The sequence below is a fragment of the Allobosea sp. P4_C6 genome (assembly GCF_056402015.1).
Window position 1 is genome coordinate 1 of the sequence record NZ_JBFUIF010000058.1, and the last position, 16,869, is coordinate 16,869.

Annotated in this window: 14 protein-coding genes and 4 pseudogenes; 15 read left to right on the plus strand and 3 right to left on the minus strand. The window is 65.0% G+C overall.

The genetic code is table 11. The annotated features are described in order from the left end of the window. From AC1DVA_RS23830 to AC1DVA_RS23845, 4 genes are all read left to right on the plus strand, one after another. Positions 1–671: carbohydrate ABC transporter permease (locus tag AC1DVA_RS23830; RefSeq protein WP_476807500.1), on the plus strand; the 671-nt coding region annotated here is incomplete at its 5' end. A gap of 46 nt (positions 672–717) precedes the next feature. Further along, the gene (locus AC1DVA_RS23835; protein ID WP_265055484.1) at positions 718–1,815 is read left to right on the plus strand and encodes a Gfo/Idh/MocA family protein; all 1,098 of its coding nucleotides are present in this window, start codon (positions 718–720) and stop codon (positions 1,813–1,815) included. 17 nt (positions 1,816–1,832) lie between these two features. Further along, on the plus strand, positions 1,833–2,474 hold the full coding sequence (locus AC1DVA_RS23840) for a ThuA domain-containing protein (RefSeq protein WP_265055485.1): 642 nt from the start codon (positions 1,833–1,835) through the stop codon (positions 2,472–2,474). Further along, entirely contained in the window at positions 2,474–3,523 is a 1,050-nt protein-coding gene (locus AC1DVA_RS23845; protein WP_476807501.1) for a LacI family DNA-binding transcriptional regulator, read from the plus strand. Before AC1DVA_RS23840 ends, AC1DVA_RS23845 begins: the two co-directional genes overlap by 1 nt. Before the next feature lie 460 nt (positions 3,524–3,983). On the opposite strand, the gene AC1DVA_RS23850 is transcribed toward AC1DVA_RS23845, so the two are convergent. Further along, positions 3,984–5,006: a LacI family DNA-binding transcriptional regulator gene (locus AC1DVA_RS23850; RefSeq protein ID WP_476807502.1), complete on the minus strand. Its 1,023-nt coding sequence runs from the start codon at positions 5,004–5,006 to the stop codon at positions 3,984–3,986. Between the two features lie 264 nt (positions 5,007–5,270). Between AC1DVA_RS23850 and AC1DVA_RS23855 the strand changes: the two genes are divergently transcribed. The 10 genes and pseudogenes from AC1DVA_RS23855 to AC1DVA_RS23900 form a co-directional block, all read left to right on the plus strand. After that, complete coding sequence (locus AC1DVA_RS23855) at positions 5,271–7,652, plus strand: CaiB/BaiF CoA transferase family protein (RefSeq protein WP_476807503.1); 2,382 nt, start codon at positions 5,271–5,273, stop codon at positions 7,650–7,652. 9 nt (positions 7,653–7,661) lie between these two features. Beyond that, complete coding sequence (locus AC1DVA_RS23860) at positions 7,662–8,468, plus strand: hypothetical protein (protein ID WP_476807504.1); 807 nt, start codon at positions 7,662–7,664, stop codon at positions 8,466–8,468. A 286-nt stretch (positions 8,469–8,754) separates the two neighbouring features. Further along, the gene (locus tag AC1DVA_RS23865; protein ID WP_265055491.1) at positions 8,755–9,828 is read left to right on the plus strand and encodes a mandelate racemase/muconate lactonizing enzyme family protein; all 1,074 of its coding nucleotides are present in this window, start codon (positions 8,755–8,757) and stop codon (positions 9,826–9,828) included. A 29-nt stretch (positions 9,829–9,857) separates the two neighbouring features. Next, on the plus strand, positions 9,858–11,444 hold the full coding sequence (locus AC1DVA_RS23870; RefSeq protein WP_265055492.1) for an ABC transporter substrate-binding protein: 1,587 nt from the start codon (positions 9,858–9,860) through the stop codon (positions 11,442–11,444). Positions 11,445–11,458: 14 nt separating this feature from the next. Next, a complete protein-coding gene (locus AC1DVA_RS23875; protein WP_265055493.1) occupies positions 11,459–12,397 on the plus strand; it encodes an ABC transporter permease in 939 nt (312 codons plus the stop codon). Then, on the plus strand, positions 12,394–13,275 hold the full coding sequence (locus tag AC1DVA_RS23880) for an ABC transporter permease (protein ID WP_476807505.1): 882 nt from the start codon (positions 12,394–12,396) through the stop codon (positions 13,273–13,275). Before AC1DVA_RS23875 ends, AC1DVA_RS23880 begins: the two co-directional genes overlap by 4 nt. Next, positions 13,272–14,294: an ABC transporter ATP-binding protein gene (locus AC1DVA_RS23885; RefSeq protein ID WP_476807506.1), complete on the plus strand. Its 1,023-nt coding sequence runs from the start codon at positions 13,272–13,274 to the stop codon at positions 14,292–14,294. The genes AC1DVA_RS23880 and AC1DVA_RS23885 overlap by 4 nt, the downstream gene beginning before the upstream one ends. Next, positions 14,291–15,286 (plus strand): ABC transporter ATP-binding protein, encoded by a 996-nt coding sequence (locus tag AC1DVA_RS23890; protein ID WP_476807507.1) that lies wholly within the window; start codon positions 14,291–14,293, stop codon positions 15,284–15,286. Before AC1DVA_RS23885 ends, AC1DVA_RS23890 begins: the two co-directional genes overlap by 4 nt. Before the next feature lie 125 nt (positions 15,287–15,411). Next, a pseudogene (locus tag AC1DVA_RS23895) lies at positions 15,412–15,788 on the plus strand (IS110 family RNA-guided transposase); the annotation flags it as partial. A 2-nt stretch (positions 15,789–15,790) separates the two neighbouring features. Further along, positions 15,791–16,108 (plus strand): annotated as a pseudogene (locus tag AC1DVA_RS23900) (MBL fold metallo-hydrolase); the annotation flags it as partial. Positions 16,109–16,146: 38 nt separating this feature from the next. On the opposite strand, the gene AC1DVA_RS23905 reads toward AC1DVA_RS23900, so the two are convergent. Next, positions 16,147–16,290: a hypothetical protein gene (locus tag AC1DVA_RS23905; RefSeq protein ID WP_476807508.1), complete on the minus strand. Its 144-nt coding sequence runs from the start codon at positions 16,288–16,290 to the stop codon at positions 16,147–16,149. A 110-nt stretch (positions 16,291–16,400) separates the two neighbouring features. Further along, a pseudogene (locus AC1DVA_RS23910) lies at positions 16,401–16,574 on the minus strand (gamma-glutamyltransferase); the annotation flags it as partial. An 86-nt stretch (positions 16,575–16,660) separates the two neighbouring features. Between AC1DVA_RS23910 and AC1DVA_RS23915 the strand changes: the two are divergent. Then, positions 16,661–16,869 (plus strand): annotated as a pseudogene (locus tag AC1DVA_RS23915) (RraA family protein); the annotation flags it as partial.

The window sequence follows — 16,869 nt, forward strand, 5'->3', positions numbered from 1 at the left end:
GGCAGAACTACACCGGCATCCTATTCTCCGGCCGCTACTGGCAGATGCTGTGGAACTCGTTCGTGATTTCGGGCTTCACCGTTCTGCTGACGCTGATCGTGGCCTCGATGGCGGCCTTCGCCTTCGCCCATATCCGCTTCTTCGGCTCCTCGATGCTGCTGAGCTATCTCACCATGGGGCTGCTGTTTCCGGCCGCGACGGCGATCCTGCCGCTGTTCATCAAGGTCCGCGATCTCGGCCTGCTGGATAATTACTTCGGCGTGATCCTGCCGCAGGTCGCATTCGGCCTCGCCATGAGCATCTTGCTCCTGCGGCGCTTCTTTAAGGACCTGCCGCATGAATTGCTGGAGGCGGCGCTGGTCGACGGCTGCAGCTATTTCGCCTTCTTCCGCCATGTGACCCTGCCGCTGTCGCGGCCGATCCTCGCCACGGTCGGCACCATCACCTTCGTCCATAGCTGGAACAGCTATTTGCTGCCGCTGGTGATGCTGAACTCCGAGCAGCTTTATCCCTGGCCGCTCGGCATCATGATCTATCAGGGCGAATTCTCGTCGGAATGGCACCTGATCCTGGCGTTCATCACGCTCACTTTGCTACCGACGGTGCTGCTCTTCATCCTCGCGCAGAAGCACATCGTCGCGGGGCTTACCGCCGGCGCGGTCAAGGGCTGACGCCGTTTCAACGAACCGACATCGGGCAACATCTGTGGAGACGAGCATGCGCAAGGTCGGGATAGGCATCATTGGCTGCGGCAACATCAGCACGAAATATCTGGAGGCGCTCAAGCACTTCCCAATGGTCGAGCTCAAGGCCGTCGCGGATATGCGCAGTGCCGCAGCCGAGAAGCGCGGCGCCGAATTCGGCGCGCCGGGCCTGCGCGTCGACCAGTTGCTCAAGCGCGACGATGTCGAGATTGTGGTCAATCTCACGGTGCCGCTGGCCCATACCGATGTCAGCCTCGCGGTCCTCAACGCTGGCAAGCATGTCCATTCCGAGAAGCCGCTCGGCATCAACACCGTCGAGGCCCGCAAGGTCATGGAGCTCGCGGCCCAGAAGGGCCTGCGTGTCGGCTGCGCCCCGGACACCTTCCTCGGCGGAGGCCACCAGACGGCACGCAAGCTGATTGACGACGGAGCGATCGGCAAGCCGGTGGCGGGCAGCGCCTTTTTCGGCTGCCCCGGCCATGAGAGCTGGCATCCGGCGCCGGGCTTCTACTATCTGCGCGGCGGCGGACCCATGCTCGACATGGGGCCCTATTACATCACCGATCTCGTGCAACTGCTCGGGCCTGTGGCAGGGGTAGTGGGTTCGACGGCGCGGCCGCGCTCCGAGCGGCTCGTCAACAGCCCGCCGATGAAGGGCGCGCTGATCCCCGTCGAGGTCGACACCCATGTCGCGGGCACATTGGAGTTCGACAACGGAGCTGTGGTCTCGATCACGATGAGTTTCGACGTGCCCCAGCACAGCCATTCGCCGATCGAGATCCATGGCGACAAGGCGAGTCTGCTGGTGCCCGATCCCAATAAGTTTGGCGGCGAGGTCAAGATCGCCAAGCCGCGCGGCGCATGGGAAACGATCCCCCTTTCCCATGGTCACGCCGATGGCGAGTTCCGCTCGATCGGCGTGGCGGACATGGCCGCCTCGCTCCTGAGCAACCGGCCGCATCGCGCCAGCGGCGAGCTCGCCTTCCATGTGCTGGAGGTGATGGAGGCGTTCCAGACATCGTCCAATGAGGGCCGGCGGGTCAAAATCGAAAGCCGCGTCGACCGGCCTGCTGCCATGCCCGCCGGCCGTGCCACCGGCCAGATTGATTGAACCAGGGGATCACGAGAATGCGCAAGGCGATGATAGTGTGGGGCGGCTGGGCGGGTCACGACCCGGATCTCTGCGCCTCGATGATGCGCGGTTGGCTCAAGGCGGAGGGTTTCGAGGTCCGGGTCGACACCTCGACCGAGGTCTTCCTCGATCCGAGCATCCGCGACCTCTCCCTGATCGTGCCGATCTACACCATGTCGAAGATCGAGAAGCCCGAGGCGCTGGCGCTGTGCGAGGCCGTGCGCGGCGGTGTCGGGCTCGCCGGCCATCATGGTGGCATGGCCGATGCTTTCCGCGATTCTGTGGACTACCAGTTCATGTGCGGCGGGCAGTGGGTTGCCCATCCCGGCAACATCATCGACTACAAGGTCGATATCACGAGGCCGGACGACCCGATCATGGCCGGGATCAGCGGTTTCGAGCATCGGTCGGAGCAGTATTACATGCATGTCGATCCGGCCAACGAGGTCCTGGCGACGACGCGGTTCAATGGCGATCATGCGTCCTGGATCGACGGCGTCGAGATGCCGGTCGTCTGGAAGAAGCGCTACGGCGACGGCCGCGTCTTCTACTGTTCGCTCGGCCACCGCGCCTATGAGTTGGACGTGCCGGAGATCCGCACGATGCTGACGCGCGGGATGCTCTGGGCGGCGCGCTGATGGGAGCTGGCGAGGCAGGGTTGATCGGCCGCGCGACGCTCGAGGATGTCGCGCGTGCCGCGGGCGTGTCGCTCGCGACCGCCGACCGCGTCGTGAACCGCCGCGACGGCGTGCGCGACAAGACGATCGCGCGGGTCGAGGCCGCCGTCTCGCTGCTCGGCTACAGGCCGGACCCCGCCGCCGCCCGCCTGGCCCGCAACCAGAGCTTCCGCTTCCTCTTCGTCCTGCCCAGCGGCGCCAACAGCTTCATGACCCTGCTGGGCGACCAGGTTGCGCGCACCGCCGATTGGCTGGCCGCCCAACGTGCCTTCATCGACGTCGAATATGTCGACGTCTTTGATGCCGACGCCTTGGCGCGCGTGCTGGAAAATCTCCTGCCGGGCTATCACGGCGTCGCCACGATCGCGCTCGATCATCCGCGCGTGCGTGCCGCCATCGACGATCTCGCCGATCGCGGCGTCCCCGTCGTGACGCTCGTCTCCGACGTGCCGAGCGCGCGGCGCCTGCATTATGTCGGCATCGACAATCCGGCCGCCGGGCGCACGGCGGCCAATCTCATGGGCCGTTTCCTGCGTGGACGCCAAGGCACCGTCGGCGTGATCGCGGGCTCGCTGTCGCTGCGCGACCACGCCGAGCGCCTCTACGGCTTCAACCAGGTGATGGCGGGCGAGTATCCCAACCTGACCATGCTGCCGGTGGTGCAGGGCCGCGACGACAACGAATTGACGCTTGCCGGCACAAAGGCGTTGCTGGAGCGGCATGACCATCTCGTCGGCCTCTACAATGTCGGCGCCGGCAGTCGCGGCGTCGCGGCGGCGCTGCAGGAAGCCGGGCGCGCCCAGGAGATCGTCTGGATCGCACATGAACTGACGCCGCATACGCGGCGCTTCCTGCTGCATGGCGAGGTCGATGCGATCATCAGCCAGAATCCCGGGCACGAGGCGCGCTCGGCGGCGCGCGTGCTGCTGGCGCATTGCTCCGGCGACCAGCTGGTGCCGGATCAGGAACACATCGGGATCGACATTTTCCTCAGGGACAATCTGCCTTGATCGCGGAGCGCGCAACGGCAGGTCGCAACTCCCCCGCGCGCGTGGACGAATGCGTCAAGGGCAGCGATGCCAAATCCAAGCTTGACCGCTCGCCCCTTTCTTTGGTGAGTTTTCRGGTGCGCGTCATCGCTGCTATCTGTGCAATTGTATCTATTCTTTCAGCATCTTCAACAGACCATGCTTCTCAAGTAGGCATCTAATTGTACGGCTTGATGTCGGGGTATATTGCCTCTCGCGCCGACACTTCCTAGCGATTGACGGAAAATCAACTGCTTCGGATCGTCGAGGCATCCAAGAGCTCAGGTCGTCCGGACATCTGGTAACGGTGGAGCGGACAAGGATCCTTCGACCACCGGTCCCGGCAAGCCCGGTGCGAACGTCGATATGATCGATCCCAGAGTGGTCCATTTCGAGTTGCCACAGGAGCAGCTCAGGGCCGTCGGCTGGCAGATGACCTGTCTCATACAGTTATCGGCGGCGCCTCAGGGTTCCAATGTGTTGACGACCGCTTCACCAGCGTGCCGGGGAAGCGCAGGTCCAGAGGTCCAGCCCACGGCGTGGAATCTGGCATCGCCCGCGTGATCGCCTCCTCCACGATTCTGTCGATCGGGTGCTGAATTGTCGTGAGCTGGTAATGGGGCCAGGACGACATCGCAATGTCGTCGAAGCCAGCCACCGCAATGTCCCGGGGGATGTTCAACCCGCGCTCGTCGCGCAAGGCGTCCATGCCGCCGACCGCGAGGATGTCGTTGGCGAAGAAGACAGCCTCGGGTCGRCTCGCGCTTGACAGGTGATGCGCCGCTTTCCATCCGGCCATGTAGCTGTATTCGCCGGCGCTCAACGCGTCGGTCAGCGTCATGCCATGCTCGGCGATCCGCGTGATGAACGCATCCCGCCTCTCGCGGGCGATTACCGTATGCGCGAGCCCCCCGATATAAGCGACCTTGCGTACGCCGAGATCGTGGAAATGGTCAGCGACGGCGCGAGCGCCCGCCACGCTGTCGCATGAGACCGACGGAAGGTCCGTCTCAGCCGCCACCCGGTTCACCAGAAGCATCTGGCGCCCCTCGRCTGCCCAGAGCAGATCCCTGGCGGACAGCACCGTCGCCGAGATCACGATCACCGACGAGACATGGTGCAGTTTCAGCGCCGCGAGCTGCTGCTTCACGTCGGCGCCGAGCGTGATGTTAAACAGCAGCGTCTGGAGCCTTGCCTCCTGGAGCGCCTGGGTCATGCGCTCGAGCAACACGGAATAGAACGGATTCCTCAAATCCGAGATCACAAGTCCGACGATATCGCGCGATTGACCAGAGAGGGTTCGCTCGGGGCTCGGGCTGTAACCGAGGCGTTCGGCCGCCGAGAGCACGCGAGCGCGCAACCGCGGCGAGATCGACGCACCGGGCGTGAAGGCGCGCGAGACGGCCGATTGGCTGACGCCGATAAGCTGCGCCAGATCGCGCGATGTCAAAGTCCGTTCGCTCATGGCCATTCTGAAACACGTTTGCATCATTGATGCAAGAGATTGATTCGTCGTAATCAACGAGCATTCCGAAATTTGCTGAATTTTTCATGCCATCTACTGCGCCACAGTGCCGCTTTTGATCAGAGAAGCACCGATTCTGGATGAAGCGTGGATTAATTCCAGAGATGATCGAAAACGTCTTGAATGACAATTCAGCCCGCGCTAGGCTCTCGCCAACTCGGGGCCGCTAAATGCCCGGATCGCGAGGCGGGAGGATCTGACGACATGCCGCACCCTGCGTTGCATGGCATCCGCGTGCTGGACCTGTCTGAATCGATCGCGGGCCAATACTGCTCGCGGTTGCTTGCGGATTTCGGTGCGGATGTCGCCCTCATCGAGCCCGCTAGCGGCTCGGCGCTCAGGTCTCAGTCGCCGATGTCCATGGGCAGCGACACGTCGCTGACCTTTCTGCATCTCAATTCAGGCAAGTCGTCCATCGTACTCGATGCATTGTCCCGGGAGCAGCGGCACGAGCTCTTCGCCTCCACCGATGTCGCCATCTTGGGCCCCTCTATGAGCCAGTCAGCACTGCCCTTGCCGGAATCTGCCGTAACGGTCGAGATCACGCCATTCGGCCGCGATGGCCCCCGCGCCGGCTGGCAGGGTCCCGAAATCGTCATCCAGGCGTTATCGGGCATGATGTTCAACAATGGCGCGGAAGGGCGCGAGCCGCTTTATGGCTGCGGCGAGCGCTCCTCTTACGCGGCGGGCCTCGCGGCCCATATCGGTGTTGCCGCAGCCCTGCTGGCGCGCGGCACGTCCGGGCGCGGGCAGCATGTCGAGATCTCGGCCGCCGAGACAGCCGCGGCCATGTGCTTTCCCTACGCCTTCCAACACATCTACAGCAGGACGCTCCGCCGTCGCGGGGACATCACTAACCCCTGCGGCCAGGTCCAGTGTCGCGACGGCTGGGTCTGCATATGGATCTACAACCATCGCTGGCCTCGCTTTTGCGAGACAGTCGGTCTCGAACACCTGACCGACGATGCGCGCTTCGCCGATCCAGCGATCAGACGCCAGAACTGGGCACAGCTTTTCGAGATCGTCCAGATCCATCTCGCTGATCGGGAGGCCGAGGCGCTGGTCGACGAGCTTCAGCGGGCGGACGTCATCGCGGCCAAATCCTATCGTCTCACCGAGCTGCCGCGCCAAAAGCACCTGCTCGAACGCGGCTACTGGGAACGGCTGCCCGATGGACAACCGATCCTGGGGCCTCCCTTCAGACTCTCGCGCACGCCCCGCCGCGTGATGGGAGGGGCTCCGGCGCTGGGCCAGAGGCGGGCCGAGCCAGCGACGATCCCCCAACCGGCCCCGGTCAGGACCTCGCCGCGGCAGGTGGCGGCAACCGGTTCAGGGCCTCTCGCCGGGCTGCGCGTGCTGGAACTGACGACGGCCTGGGCCGGGCCGATGGCCGGCCGCGTGCTCGGCTTCCTCGGCGCCGAGTGCATCCACATCGAGTCGCCTAATCGGGTGAACTCCTGGCGGCTCAACAAGGAAAAGCCCAACCCGGACAACTTCCCGGAGGGTGAGCCGGGCGAGCGCCCTTACGACCGTTCGTTCCTGTTCAACTCGCAGAACGTTAACAAGCTGTCGTGCATCCTCGACCTCAAGACCGGCGAAGGCCGTGAGATCGCCAAGCGGCTGGCCGTGGCCTGCGATGTCGTCATCTGCAATTTCCGCCCGGGCACGCTGGCGAAGCTGGGGCTCGACTATGATAGCCTCCGGGAGGTGCGGCCTGACATCATCGTGGCGGAATTGCCGGCCTTCGGCGTCCACGGGCCGCTGGCGAACCATGCGGCGCTTGGGCCGACCATGGAGATGGCGGCGGGGATGTCGAGCCTCGTAGGCTATCGCGACGCGCAGCCCGAGACTACAGGACCGTCCTATCTTGACCCGATCGGCGGCTTCAACACGGCCGCCGCCGTTCTCACCGCTCTCATCCACCGCCAGCGCACGGGTGAAGGCCAGCAGATCGAGGTGCCCCAGGTCGAGGCCGCGATGCACTTCATCGGCGGTGAAATCCTGGCCGCGGCCGAAACCGGACGCGACCCTGGCAGGAACGGCAACCGGGTCGAGCACGCGTCGCCCCACGATGCCTTTCCATGCGCCGGGCTGGACTCATGGATCGCGATTGCCGTCCGCGACGAGACGGAGTGGGCCTCGCTGTGCCGCGTGATCGATCGTCCGGAGCTGATCGGCGACCCGCGTTTCGTCTCGCTGGCGGCCCGCAAGCACCATGAGGACGAGCTCGCGGCTCTGATTGCGGGCCGGACCGCGCCGCAGGACCGGCACGCGCTCGCGGAGCGCCTCCAGCGGGCCGGCGTACCCGCCGCGCCGGTGCAGACACCGCGCGATATCGCCGAAGACGCACATTTGTCCCAACGCGGCTTCTTCCATCGGCTCCACCATCCTGATGCGGGAGAGCATAGCCATCCGGGACTGCCCTTCCATCTCAGTGCCACGCCTGGCAGCCAACACCGTGCCGCGCCGGCCTTCGGAGAGCACACGGAAGACGTGTTGGCCCGGATCGCCGGCCTCGCGCCCCATGAAATCGCGCATGCCTGGGCCGCGAATGCGACCGCGACGCGGCCGTTGCCGGGCTTCTGAGGGCGCGACATGCTGATGACCCGTCCCGAACCTGTCACGCTCACCATCCGACTGGACGACAGTCCGCGTTACCGTGGCAGCGTCCATGACGACGAAGTGGCCAAGCGCATGGGCTATCGCGCCGCGCTCGTGCCCGGCGCCTTCCTGTATGGCCATTTCAGCCGGCTCGCGGTCGATCTTTGGGGCCGGTCCTGGATCGAGACGGGGGCGATGGCGGCGACCTTCCGCCGCCCTGTTTACAATGGCGACGACGTCGGCATCGACGCGGCACTCGACAGCGACGGGAACCGACTCGCGCTCGCTATGCACGGGCCGGACGGACAGCTGGTTGCCGATGGCTGGATCGCTCCTCCCGCCGCCGTGCCCGCGCCTGCGCTCGCCCTATGGCCCATGCTCGCCGTGTCCGACGACCGCCCCGCGATCGGTGATGGCAGGCAGATGGTCGGTCTGCGCGGTACGACGGCGGGAGCCGTCCTCACTCAAGATGACATTGCCACGTCGCGCGCGGCCTTCGCCGAGCGGCACCCGATCTACGAGACGCAGGGCCTCGCCCATCCCGGATTCCTGATGCGTCGTGCCATGTTCGAAGTGAATGCGAGCTATCGCTGGCCGGGACCGGTGGTGCTGACCGGCTGCGAGGCACGGCACTTCGCGCCCGTTGCCGCCGGTATGCGTTTCGAGACGTCGAGCGTGATCAGCGAGACCTTCGAGCGGCGCGGCAAGAATTATGTCGTCACCGAAGAACTGGTGCTGGCCGACGGCCGGCCGGCCGCGCTGTTCAGGCGCACGCAGCTTTATACGCAGCGAGCCGCGTGATGCACGCGATGCGTGCTTTGCCCGCTCAAGTCGAGATGTGGTCAGATCAATTTCAAGCGAGCCGGCGCTTGACGCCTGGAACGCCAAAAAGAAGCAGAGAAACGGATGGAAACGTGGGGAGCGGAGAGCGATGGCAGCATGAGGCCTGAGGCTGGAACTGCCTTGGCGGCGAGACGCGCCCGGCAGCAGCACTGACCGCATTCGCCGTTCTTCGAGGCTCCTCCCGCAATGGGAGGCCGATATCGTGCAAGCGCTAGCGACGATAAAAAGCGTCGAGCCGTTTCAGGTGGCATGGTCGCCAGAGGATCCTGCGGGGAGCCGCAGCGCCTTCGTTCGGATCACGACCAGCGATGGCGTGGTGGGCTATGGCGAGGCTTCCCCAATGCAGGGCGGGCTGCACTCGCTCGGCATCATCGCGCGTGACATCGCCCCCGGCCTCGTCGGAGCCGACGCGTTCGATCAGGCGGTGCTGCATGACCGATTCTTTCACAAGAATATAAAACTGGGCCCTGAAGGCGCGCTGACCGGCGCGCTGGCGGCCGTAGATATCGCGCTGTGGGACATCAAGGGAAAGGTGCTGGGCCTGCCAATCGCGAAGTTGCTTGGCGGGGCATGGCGCCGGGATGTCGCCTTCTATTCGTCGATCGGGGGCAATGCCAACCGCACGGTCGACGAGGTGCTGAAAGTGGTCGAAGGGAGATTTCGGCGCGAGACGCCCTCCGCCATCAAGGTCCGGCGCGACGGCGATCGCTCCAAGCTCGACATGGACATTCCCGGCGACATCGCGAAAGCTACGGCGGTGCGTAATCTCGTCGGCGAGGACTTCCCCCTCGCCTTCGACGCCAACAATGGCTACTCGGTCGGCGGCGCGATCAGGGTCGGCCGGGCGCTCGAAGACCTCGGCTATGTCTGGTTCGAGGAGCCCGTCCAGCATTATGACGTGCGCAATATGGGCGAGGTCGCGCAGCGGCTCGACATCACCGTTTCGGCAGCGGAGCAGACCTACACGCTCCAGGCCCTCGTCGACATCATCAACGCGGGCGTTCGCATGGTCCAGCCCGACATCGTCAAGATGGGCGGCATCACCGGCCTGATGCAGTGCGCGGCCGTCTGCTTCGCGCATGGCGTCGAACTTGTGCCGCACCAGACCCAGCCCACCATCGGCCATGTTGCCAACCTACACGTCCTTGGCGCGATCATGCATCTCACCAAGCCTGCGGAGTATGCCGATGGTTCGGGTCGCATGGACGCAGCCTTTCCCGATCTGCCGAGGCCTCAGGACGGGCGCTTCACCATCCCGGACGGGCCCGGGCTGGGAATTTCCATCAACGATGGCGAACTCAGACGTAAAACGGTCTGACAAACAGCCGTTCAACAGGAGGGAAACCCATGGACCGTCGTGAAGTTCTCAAGCTCGGGACGGCCGTCTTCGCGGCGAGCGTCGCTGGGCTCTCCTCGTCGCACGCTCAGGAAGCCGACGTCCTGCGCATCGGCATCGCGGCCGCGCGGCCGCGGCATACCGATCCCAACTTGACCACGCAGGGGTCGGACAATTGGGCCACCGAACAGATGTACGAACAGCTTGTCCGGCCCGACGACGGCCGCTTCGCGGTCAAGCCGGAAGACAACATCCCCACGCTGGCGACGAGTTGGACACAGTCGGACGACGCGCTGACCTGGCGCTTCAAGCTTCGCGAGGGTGTGCAGTTCCACAAAGGCTACGGCGAGATGACCTCCGAGGACGTGGTATTCTCGTACGAACGCGCCATCAAAAGCGGCACGAATACCACCGTTCTGTCGAACATCGCCGACGTCCAGCCGGACGGCCGCCATGGCGTGGTCGTCAGGCTCAAGGGCCCCGATGCGCTGTTTCTCGGCTCGATCGCCTTCAGCAACAACACATCGATCGTCTCCAAGAAAGCCGCGCTGGAACTCGGGGAACGCTTCGCCACCGACGCAGTCGGGACGGGACCTTACGAACTCGCCAAGTTCGACCCCAATGGCGCGGTGATCCTCAAGCGCCATGAGGGCTATTGGGGCCAGAAGGCCAAAATCGGCAATGTCGAGTGCCTCTATATTGCCGACACGACCGCCCGCACGCTCGCTTTGCTCGCTGGCAAGATCGACATGATGGAAGCCGTCCGCGCGCCGGGGTGGGTCGACTCGATCCTGCAGCGCGACCGCACCGTCAAGATGGACATGACCGCCCCGGGCTCGTTCAACACGCTGCATGTCAACCTGACCCGCCAGCCTTTCGGCAACCTCAAGGTCCGCCAGGCGCTGATGCATGCCATCAACCGGCCGGCCGTGTCGCAGGCACTGGCGCCGATGGGCGGCGTTCTGGCCTGCCTCCAGCCAGCCGGCTTCCCCGCCGGCTTCACCACCGAGGAATTGCCGCCGGAGCTGCGCTATCCGCATGATCCGCGCCGGGCGCGCCAGCTCCTTGTGGAGGCCGGATTTCCCAACGGCATCGCCTTCTCCGCCAACAGCAGCCGCCGCGAGGACTATGCTTCGACCATGCTAATCGTGCAGGAGCAGCTGCGCGAGGCCGGCTTCAACATGGATCTCAAGATCGGGGATCACACAGCCTATCATGCCGACAACCGCTCCGACAAAAACACGCTGGCGATGCACTCGTCGAGCTATCCGCCGATCCCGACGCAGCTCTACCAGCAGCAGCTCGCCAAGGCCTCGCTGGTCACGGCCGACGGAACCGGAGGCGGAAACTACAGCCATTACGGCGTCGCCATGCCCGGAATCGACGGCCTGCTCGACAAGGCCCTGAACACGGCAAGCTTTAAGGACTACGAAGCGATCTGCCGGCAGATCGAGCTGCAGGTCCTGCGCGACCTTCCGCTCATCGGCCTGTCGACCCTCTCCTTCACCGTCGCGCGCCGGGGCAATGTCGATCTCGGCTACGAGGTGAAGGGTGGCTACGCACGCTGGCGCTTCCACCGCGCCACAAAGCGCGTCTGAGGAGCGAGGGTGAGATGGGTCAATTTCTGCTGAGACGCCTCTTTGATGCGTTGCCGACGGTTCTGCTCGTCCTGACCCTCGTCTTCGGAGCGATGCGGATTCTGCCGGGCGATCCGGCCCTCGCCGCCCTCGGCGACAACGCGTTGCCCGAACAGCTCGCGGCCTTCCGCGAGCATTTCGGGCTCAACATGCCGCTCTGGCGCCAGTATCTCGACTTTCTGGCAGGTGTGCTGACTTTCGACCTCGGGCGCTCACTGCTGCACAACCAGCCGGTGGTGACGCTTCTGGCCAACGCCCTGCCCTTCACGATCGAGTTGACCATCGTGGCGACGCTGATCGGCGTGACGATTGGCGTGCCGCTTGGGGTGCTTGCTGCGACGCACCGCAACAGGCTGGCCGATTCCGGCGTGCGCCTGTTCTCCCTCGTCGGCTACGCGGTGCCGGACTTCTATCTTGGGGCGCTGCTGCTCATCGCGCTCTCGCTGAATCTCGGACTATTCCCGATCAGTGGCGGCGGCCAGGGATTCTGGGACCGCATGCATCACATCATGCTGCCTGCGGTCACACTGGCCTTCCTCAAGGCGGCCTTCATCGGCAAGCTCACGCGGACCTCGCTGCTCGAGGTCTTCGGCAAGGACTATGTCCGCACGGCCCGGGCCAAGGGTGCGCGCGAGGGCCGCGTCATCTATCGCCACGCGCTGCGCAATGCGCTGCTGCCGCTGACGACCGGTCTCGGCATCAGTCTGCTCGCCACGCTGTCGGGCTCCGTCGCGGTGGAACTGGTGTTCAACCGGCCAGGCCTCGGGACCCTGCTCATCGGGGCGATCAGCGAACGCGACTACGCGGTCATCCAGGGCGGCATCATCGTGTTCGCACTGCTCGTGGTGGGCGTGAACCTCATGATCGACCTGCTCTACATCGCCGTCGATCCCAGGCTGAGGATACAGGCATGACGTTTGCCGCAGGCCAGATCGATACGATCGCGCCCGAGCCGTCCCGCCTCGCCATCGCCCGGCGGGTCGTTTTGGACAGGCCCGGCACCATGGCGGCTGTCGCACTGATCGCGGTCTTCGTCCTGATCGCGACCTTCGCGCCGCTGCTCTCGCCCTACAATCCGCTCGCGCAGAGCTACGTCAAGATCAACCGCGTGCCGTCATGGGAGCATTGGCTCGGTACAGACCAGTTCGGCCGGGATGTGTTGTCGCGGATACTCTACGGCTCCCGGAACTCCCTCATCATCGGCGTGCTAGCACCGTTTCTAGCTGCGATCATCGGCACTACCCTGGGCGTCGTCGCCGGTTTCTTCGGGGGCCTTGTCGACCGGATCATCTCGCGGGTCATCGATCTGCTCATTTCCTTTCCCGAACTGCTCCTCGCCATCATCATCGCCGCGGCCCTGGGCGGCGGGTTCTGGAACATCGTGATCGTGCTCGCAGCGGCATTCGTCCCGAACTTTGCGCGCGTCGCTAGGGCGCAGACCATGACGGTGCGGGCCGAGCCGTATGTCGAGGCGGCTGTCGCCTCCGGCGTCACCAGGTTTCGCATCATCCTGCGCCACATCATTCCCAACATCGCCGCGCCCGTAGTGGTGCTGATGACTTTGTGGACGGCGTCCGCCATCCGACTCGAGGCTTCGCTGAGCTTTCTGGGCCTCGGCACGCAGGCGCCCCAGCCGAGCTGGGGCAACATCATCCGCGACGGGCTCAACAACCTGTTTGGTTCGCCCTGGCCCGTGATCGGCGCTGGCCTGGCCATCACTGGCGTCGTCCTCGCGTTCAACCTGCTGGGCGACACCATTCGCGACGTGCTCGATCCGGAGATTTCGTCGTGAACGCTATCGGCGAGCCACGCGTGCTGCTGCGGGTCGAAGGGCTCAGCGTCGAATTCGGTCCGAAGGGCGCGCGGCTGCGTGTCGTCGATGAGGTCAGCTTCGAGATCGAGGCGGGAGAGACGGTCGGCCTGGTGGGGGAGTCAGGCTCGGGCAAGTCGATCACGGCCCTCTCGATCCTACGCCTTGTGCCGGAGCCGCCGAGCCACCTCGCGGGCGGTAGGGTGCTGCTCGACGGCATCGATCTGACCGCCCTGCCTCGCGATCGGCTTCCCGAGATCCGTGGCCGCGACATCGCGATGATCTTCCAGGAGCCGATGAGTTCGCTCAACCCTGTCATGCGCATCGGCGACCAGATCGGCGAGGCTATCCTCCTGCACCAGACGCTCGGGGCGGCGGCGCGCCGGTCGCGCGTGCTCGAACTTCTCGGGCTCGTCGGCATTCCCGACCCGGAACAGAGGATCGACGCCTTTCCGCACCAGTTCTCCGGCGGCATGCGCCAGCGCGTGATGATCGCAATGGCGCTCGCCTGCAATCCGCGGCTGCTAATCGCCGACGAACCCACGACGGCGCTCGACGTCACCATCCAGGCTCAGGTCCTGGCGCTCCTACGCGACCTCAAGGCAAGGTTGGGAACGGCGACGCTCCTGATCACGCATGACCTCGGCGTCGTGGCCGAGTCCTGCCAACGCGTCGTCGTCATGTATGCGGGCCGGGTCGTCGAAACCGGCAGCGTGCGCGACATCTTCCGCAGGCCGTCCCACCCCTACACGCGAGCGCTGCTGCAATCGATCCCGCGGCTCGACGAGGAGCGGCGGCGCCTCCACCAGATCCCGGGCAACGTGCCGCCGCCTGGGCCGCTGCGCGCCGGCTGCGCCTTCCACACGCGTTGCGCCGACAGGCTCCCGCGCTGCTCGGTCGACCGTCCCCCGGCAGCGCGTATCGGGCCCGGGCACGAGGCCGCCTGCTGGCTGGTGCAGGAGGCGGCCGCGCCGTCCAGGTCGGAGGCGCTGAGCCGATGAACGATACGCTCCTGTCGGTCACGGACCTCTGGAAGGTCTTCAGCGCCAGGGCCGGCCTCGGCCTCGGGCGAACCACGAAGGATGTACGCGCCGTCGATGGCGTATCCTTCGACATCAAGCGCGGCGAGACCATGGCGCTGGTCGGCGAGTCGGGGTGCGGAAAATCGACCCTTGGCCGGCTTATCCTTCAGTTGATCCCGCCAAGCGGCGGCGAGGTGCTTTTTGAAGGGGTCAGCCTGACCAAGCTCGGCGCGCGCCCCCTGCGCGAGATGCGGCGGCGCATGCAGATGGTCTTTCAGGATCCGTTCGGCTCGCTAAGCCCGCGCCGTAGTATCGCCGACATCGTCGCCGAACCGATCGACGCCTTCGGACTGGCGCCCTCACGCCCGGCGCGGCGCGAGATGGTCGCGCAACTCCTGCATCAGGTCGGCTTATCGACGTCCGTCATGGACCGCTATCCGCGCCAGTTCTCAGGCGGTCAGCGGCAGAGGATCGGCATCGCCAGGGCGATTGCGGCCGGCCCGTCTTTCATCGTGGCCGACGAGCCGGTCTCCGCCCTCGACGTTTCGGTTCAGGCCCAGGTGATCAACCTCATGCAGGACCTTCAGGAAAGCCGGGACCTGACCTACCTATTCATCGCCCATGATCTCGCCGTCGTGCGCCATATCGCGACGAGAGTGGCCGTAATGTATCTGGGTCGCATCGTCGAGATCGGCCCCAAACGTCTGGTCTACGACACGCCTCACCATCCCTACACCCAGGCGCTCCTTTCCGCCGCGCCCAACCCGGATCCGGACGCGCCGAGGCGGCAGATCGTTCTGAGCGGTGATGTTCCCAACCCGAGCAACGCGCCGAGCGGCTGCGCCTTCCACAGCCGCTGCCCGATAGCGGTTGCTCGCTGCCGGACTGAGCGACCGGAGTTGATAGCCGTGGCCTCTGGACATGCAGCAGCCTGCCATTTTGCAAGGCCGAGTCCGATCCAAGCCGTCTAGATAAGGCTTCGCTGCCGCTCACCAGATTTCATTGTCAGAAAGCAGATGGGGGTGGATGGCTCCCGCTCCCGGCGTTGCAGCGCCACAGTGGTGCTGTCACGCAGCACGAGCTTGGAGCGACCACGATGGAGATCACGACTGTCGGCATCGACTTGGCCAAGAATGTCTTCCAGGTGCACGCTATCAGCGGAACAGGAGAGGTCCTCGCCCGACGAGCGCTGAGGCGAGCTCAGGTCATGCCCTTCTTCCGCAAGCTTGCTCCCTCCCTGCCTGGTCGGCATGGAGGCCTGCGGCACCAAGCCATCACTGGGCGCGGGAGCTTACTAGTCTGGGTCATACCGTGCGGTTGATGCCTCCGGCCTACGTCAAGCCATACGTGAAGCGGGGCAAGACCGACGYCGCTGATGCGGAGGCGATCTGCGAGGCGGTCACGCGCCCGACCATGCGCTTTGTTCCRATCAAGTCGGTCGAACAGCAGGCCGCGCTGGCGCTTCATCGGACACACGCGGCATCTCCATCGTCGATCTCACCGGCCACACGCCCGGGCATATCGGCGTACGAATCGAAGATGCCGGCCAGAGCCTGATCATGGTGTCCGACATGCTCTTTCCCGTGGTGCATCCGGTTGCGACCGATGTGAGCTTTCTGTTCGAGCAAGATCGCGTCGCGGCTAAGACGATGCGGGATCGCTTCTTCCCGCTTGCCGCGTCAGAAGGCGCACTCATCGCCGCAACCCACATGCCCTTCCCAGGCCTCGGCCGGATCGTCTCTGATCGGGGACAACATCGCTGGGAGGTTGCAGACTGGGCGCTGCAAGGCTGACGGAAACAGCATACTCGATTGCTCTCAGCCCGCAGATGTCAGTGATGTTCGTCTGCGGACTGCGCGAGCCTAGACGACGGAAATCCGGGACGGCCGAAGCGGTCCCGGAACAGGTAATGGCTGACCAGTTCGGTGAAGGCGCGGGTTCGCTCGCGCTTGCCGTCGCCGTAGATCTTCGCCACCGCGATGCGCGTGTTGTCGTAGAGATCGATAGTGACCCCTCGATCCTCAGACGGCTCGGCCGCCCCTACAACAGGATCTGTGGCGCCGCCGCCATGCGCCGCCCCTGCCGCTAGAGCAGCTTAGAAGCCATGGCGGTCGCCTGGTATTGGCCCCCCATGACGCCCAGAGCCATGACCGGCTTTCCGCCCTTCGCCAGCAATCCGGGGATGATCGTGGGGAACGGCCGCTTGCTTGGTGCGATCGGTCTTGCACGGTTGGGTAGTGCCGCAACGGCACCCTGGCCCGCTCGTGAAAAAACATGCTTGCGATCGCACCGGCATTGGCCAAGCTAGACCGCACTTTGACCTGCTGCCTTCCCCGGAGACGCCGATGCCCGACTATCTGGTCGACCACATGCCGCCGCAGCTTTCCGCGGCCTTGGTGGCCAAGCGCCAGCGCGTCGAGACCGCGACGGTCGGGCATTCCAGGCATTGGGGCTTCATGGATCGTGGCATCCAGCTCGTGCTTCGGGGCAAGCGGATTGCGGGCGCCGCCGTGACGCTGGCGATCCCCAGCCAGGATTCGACGCTGCTGCATCA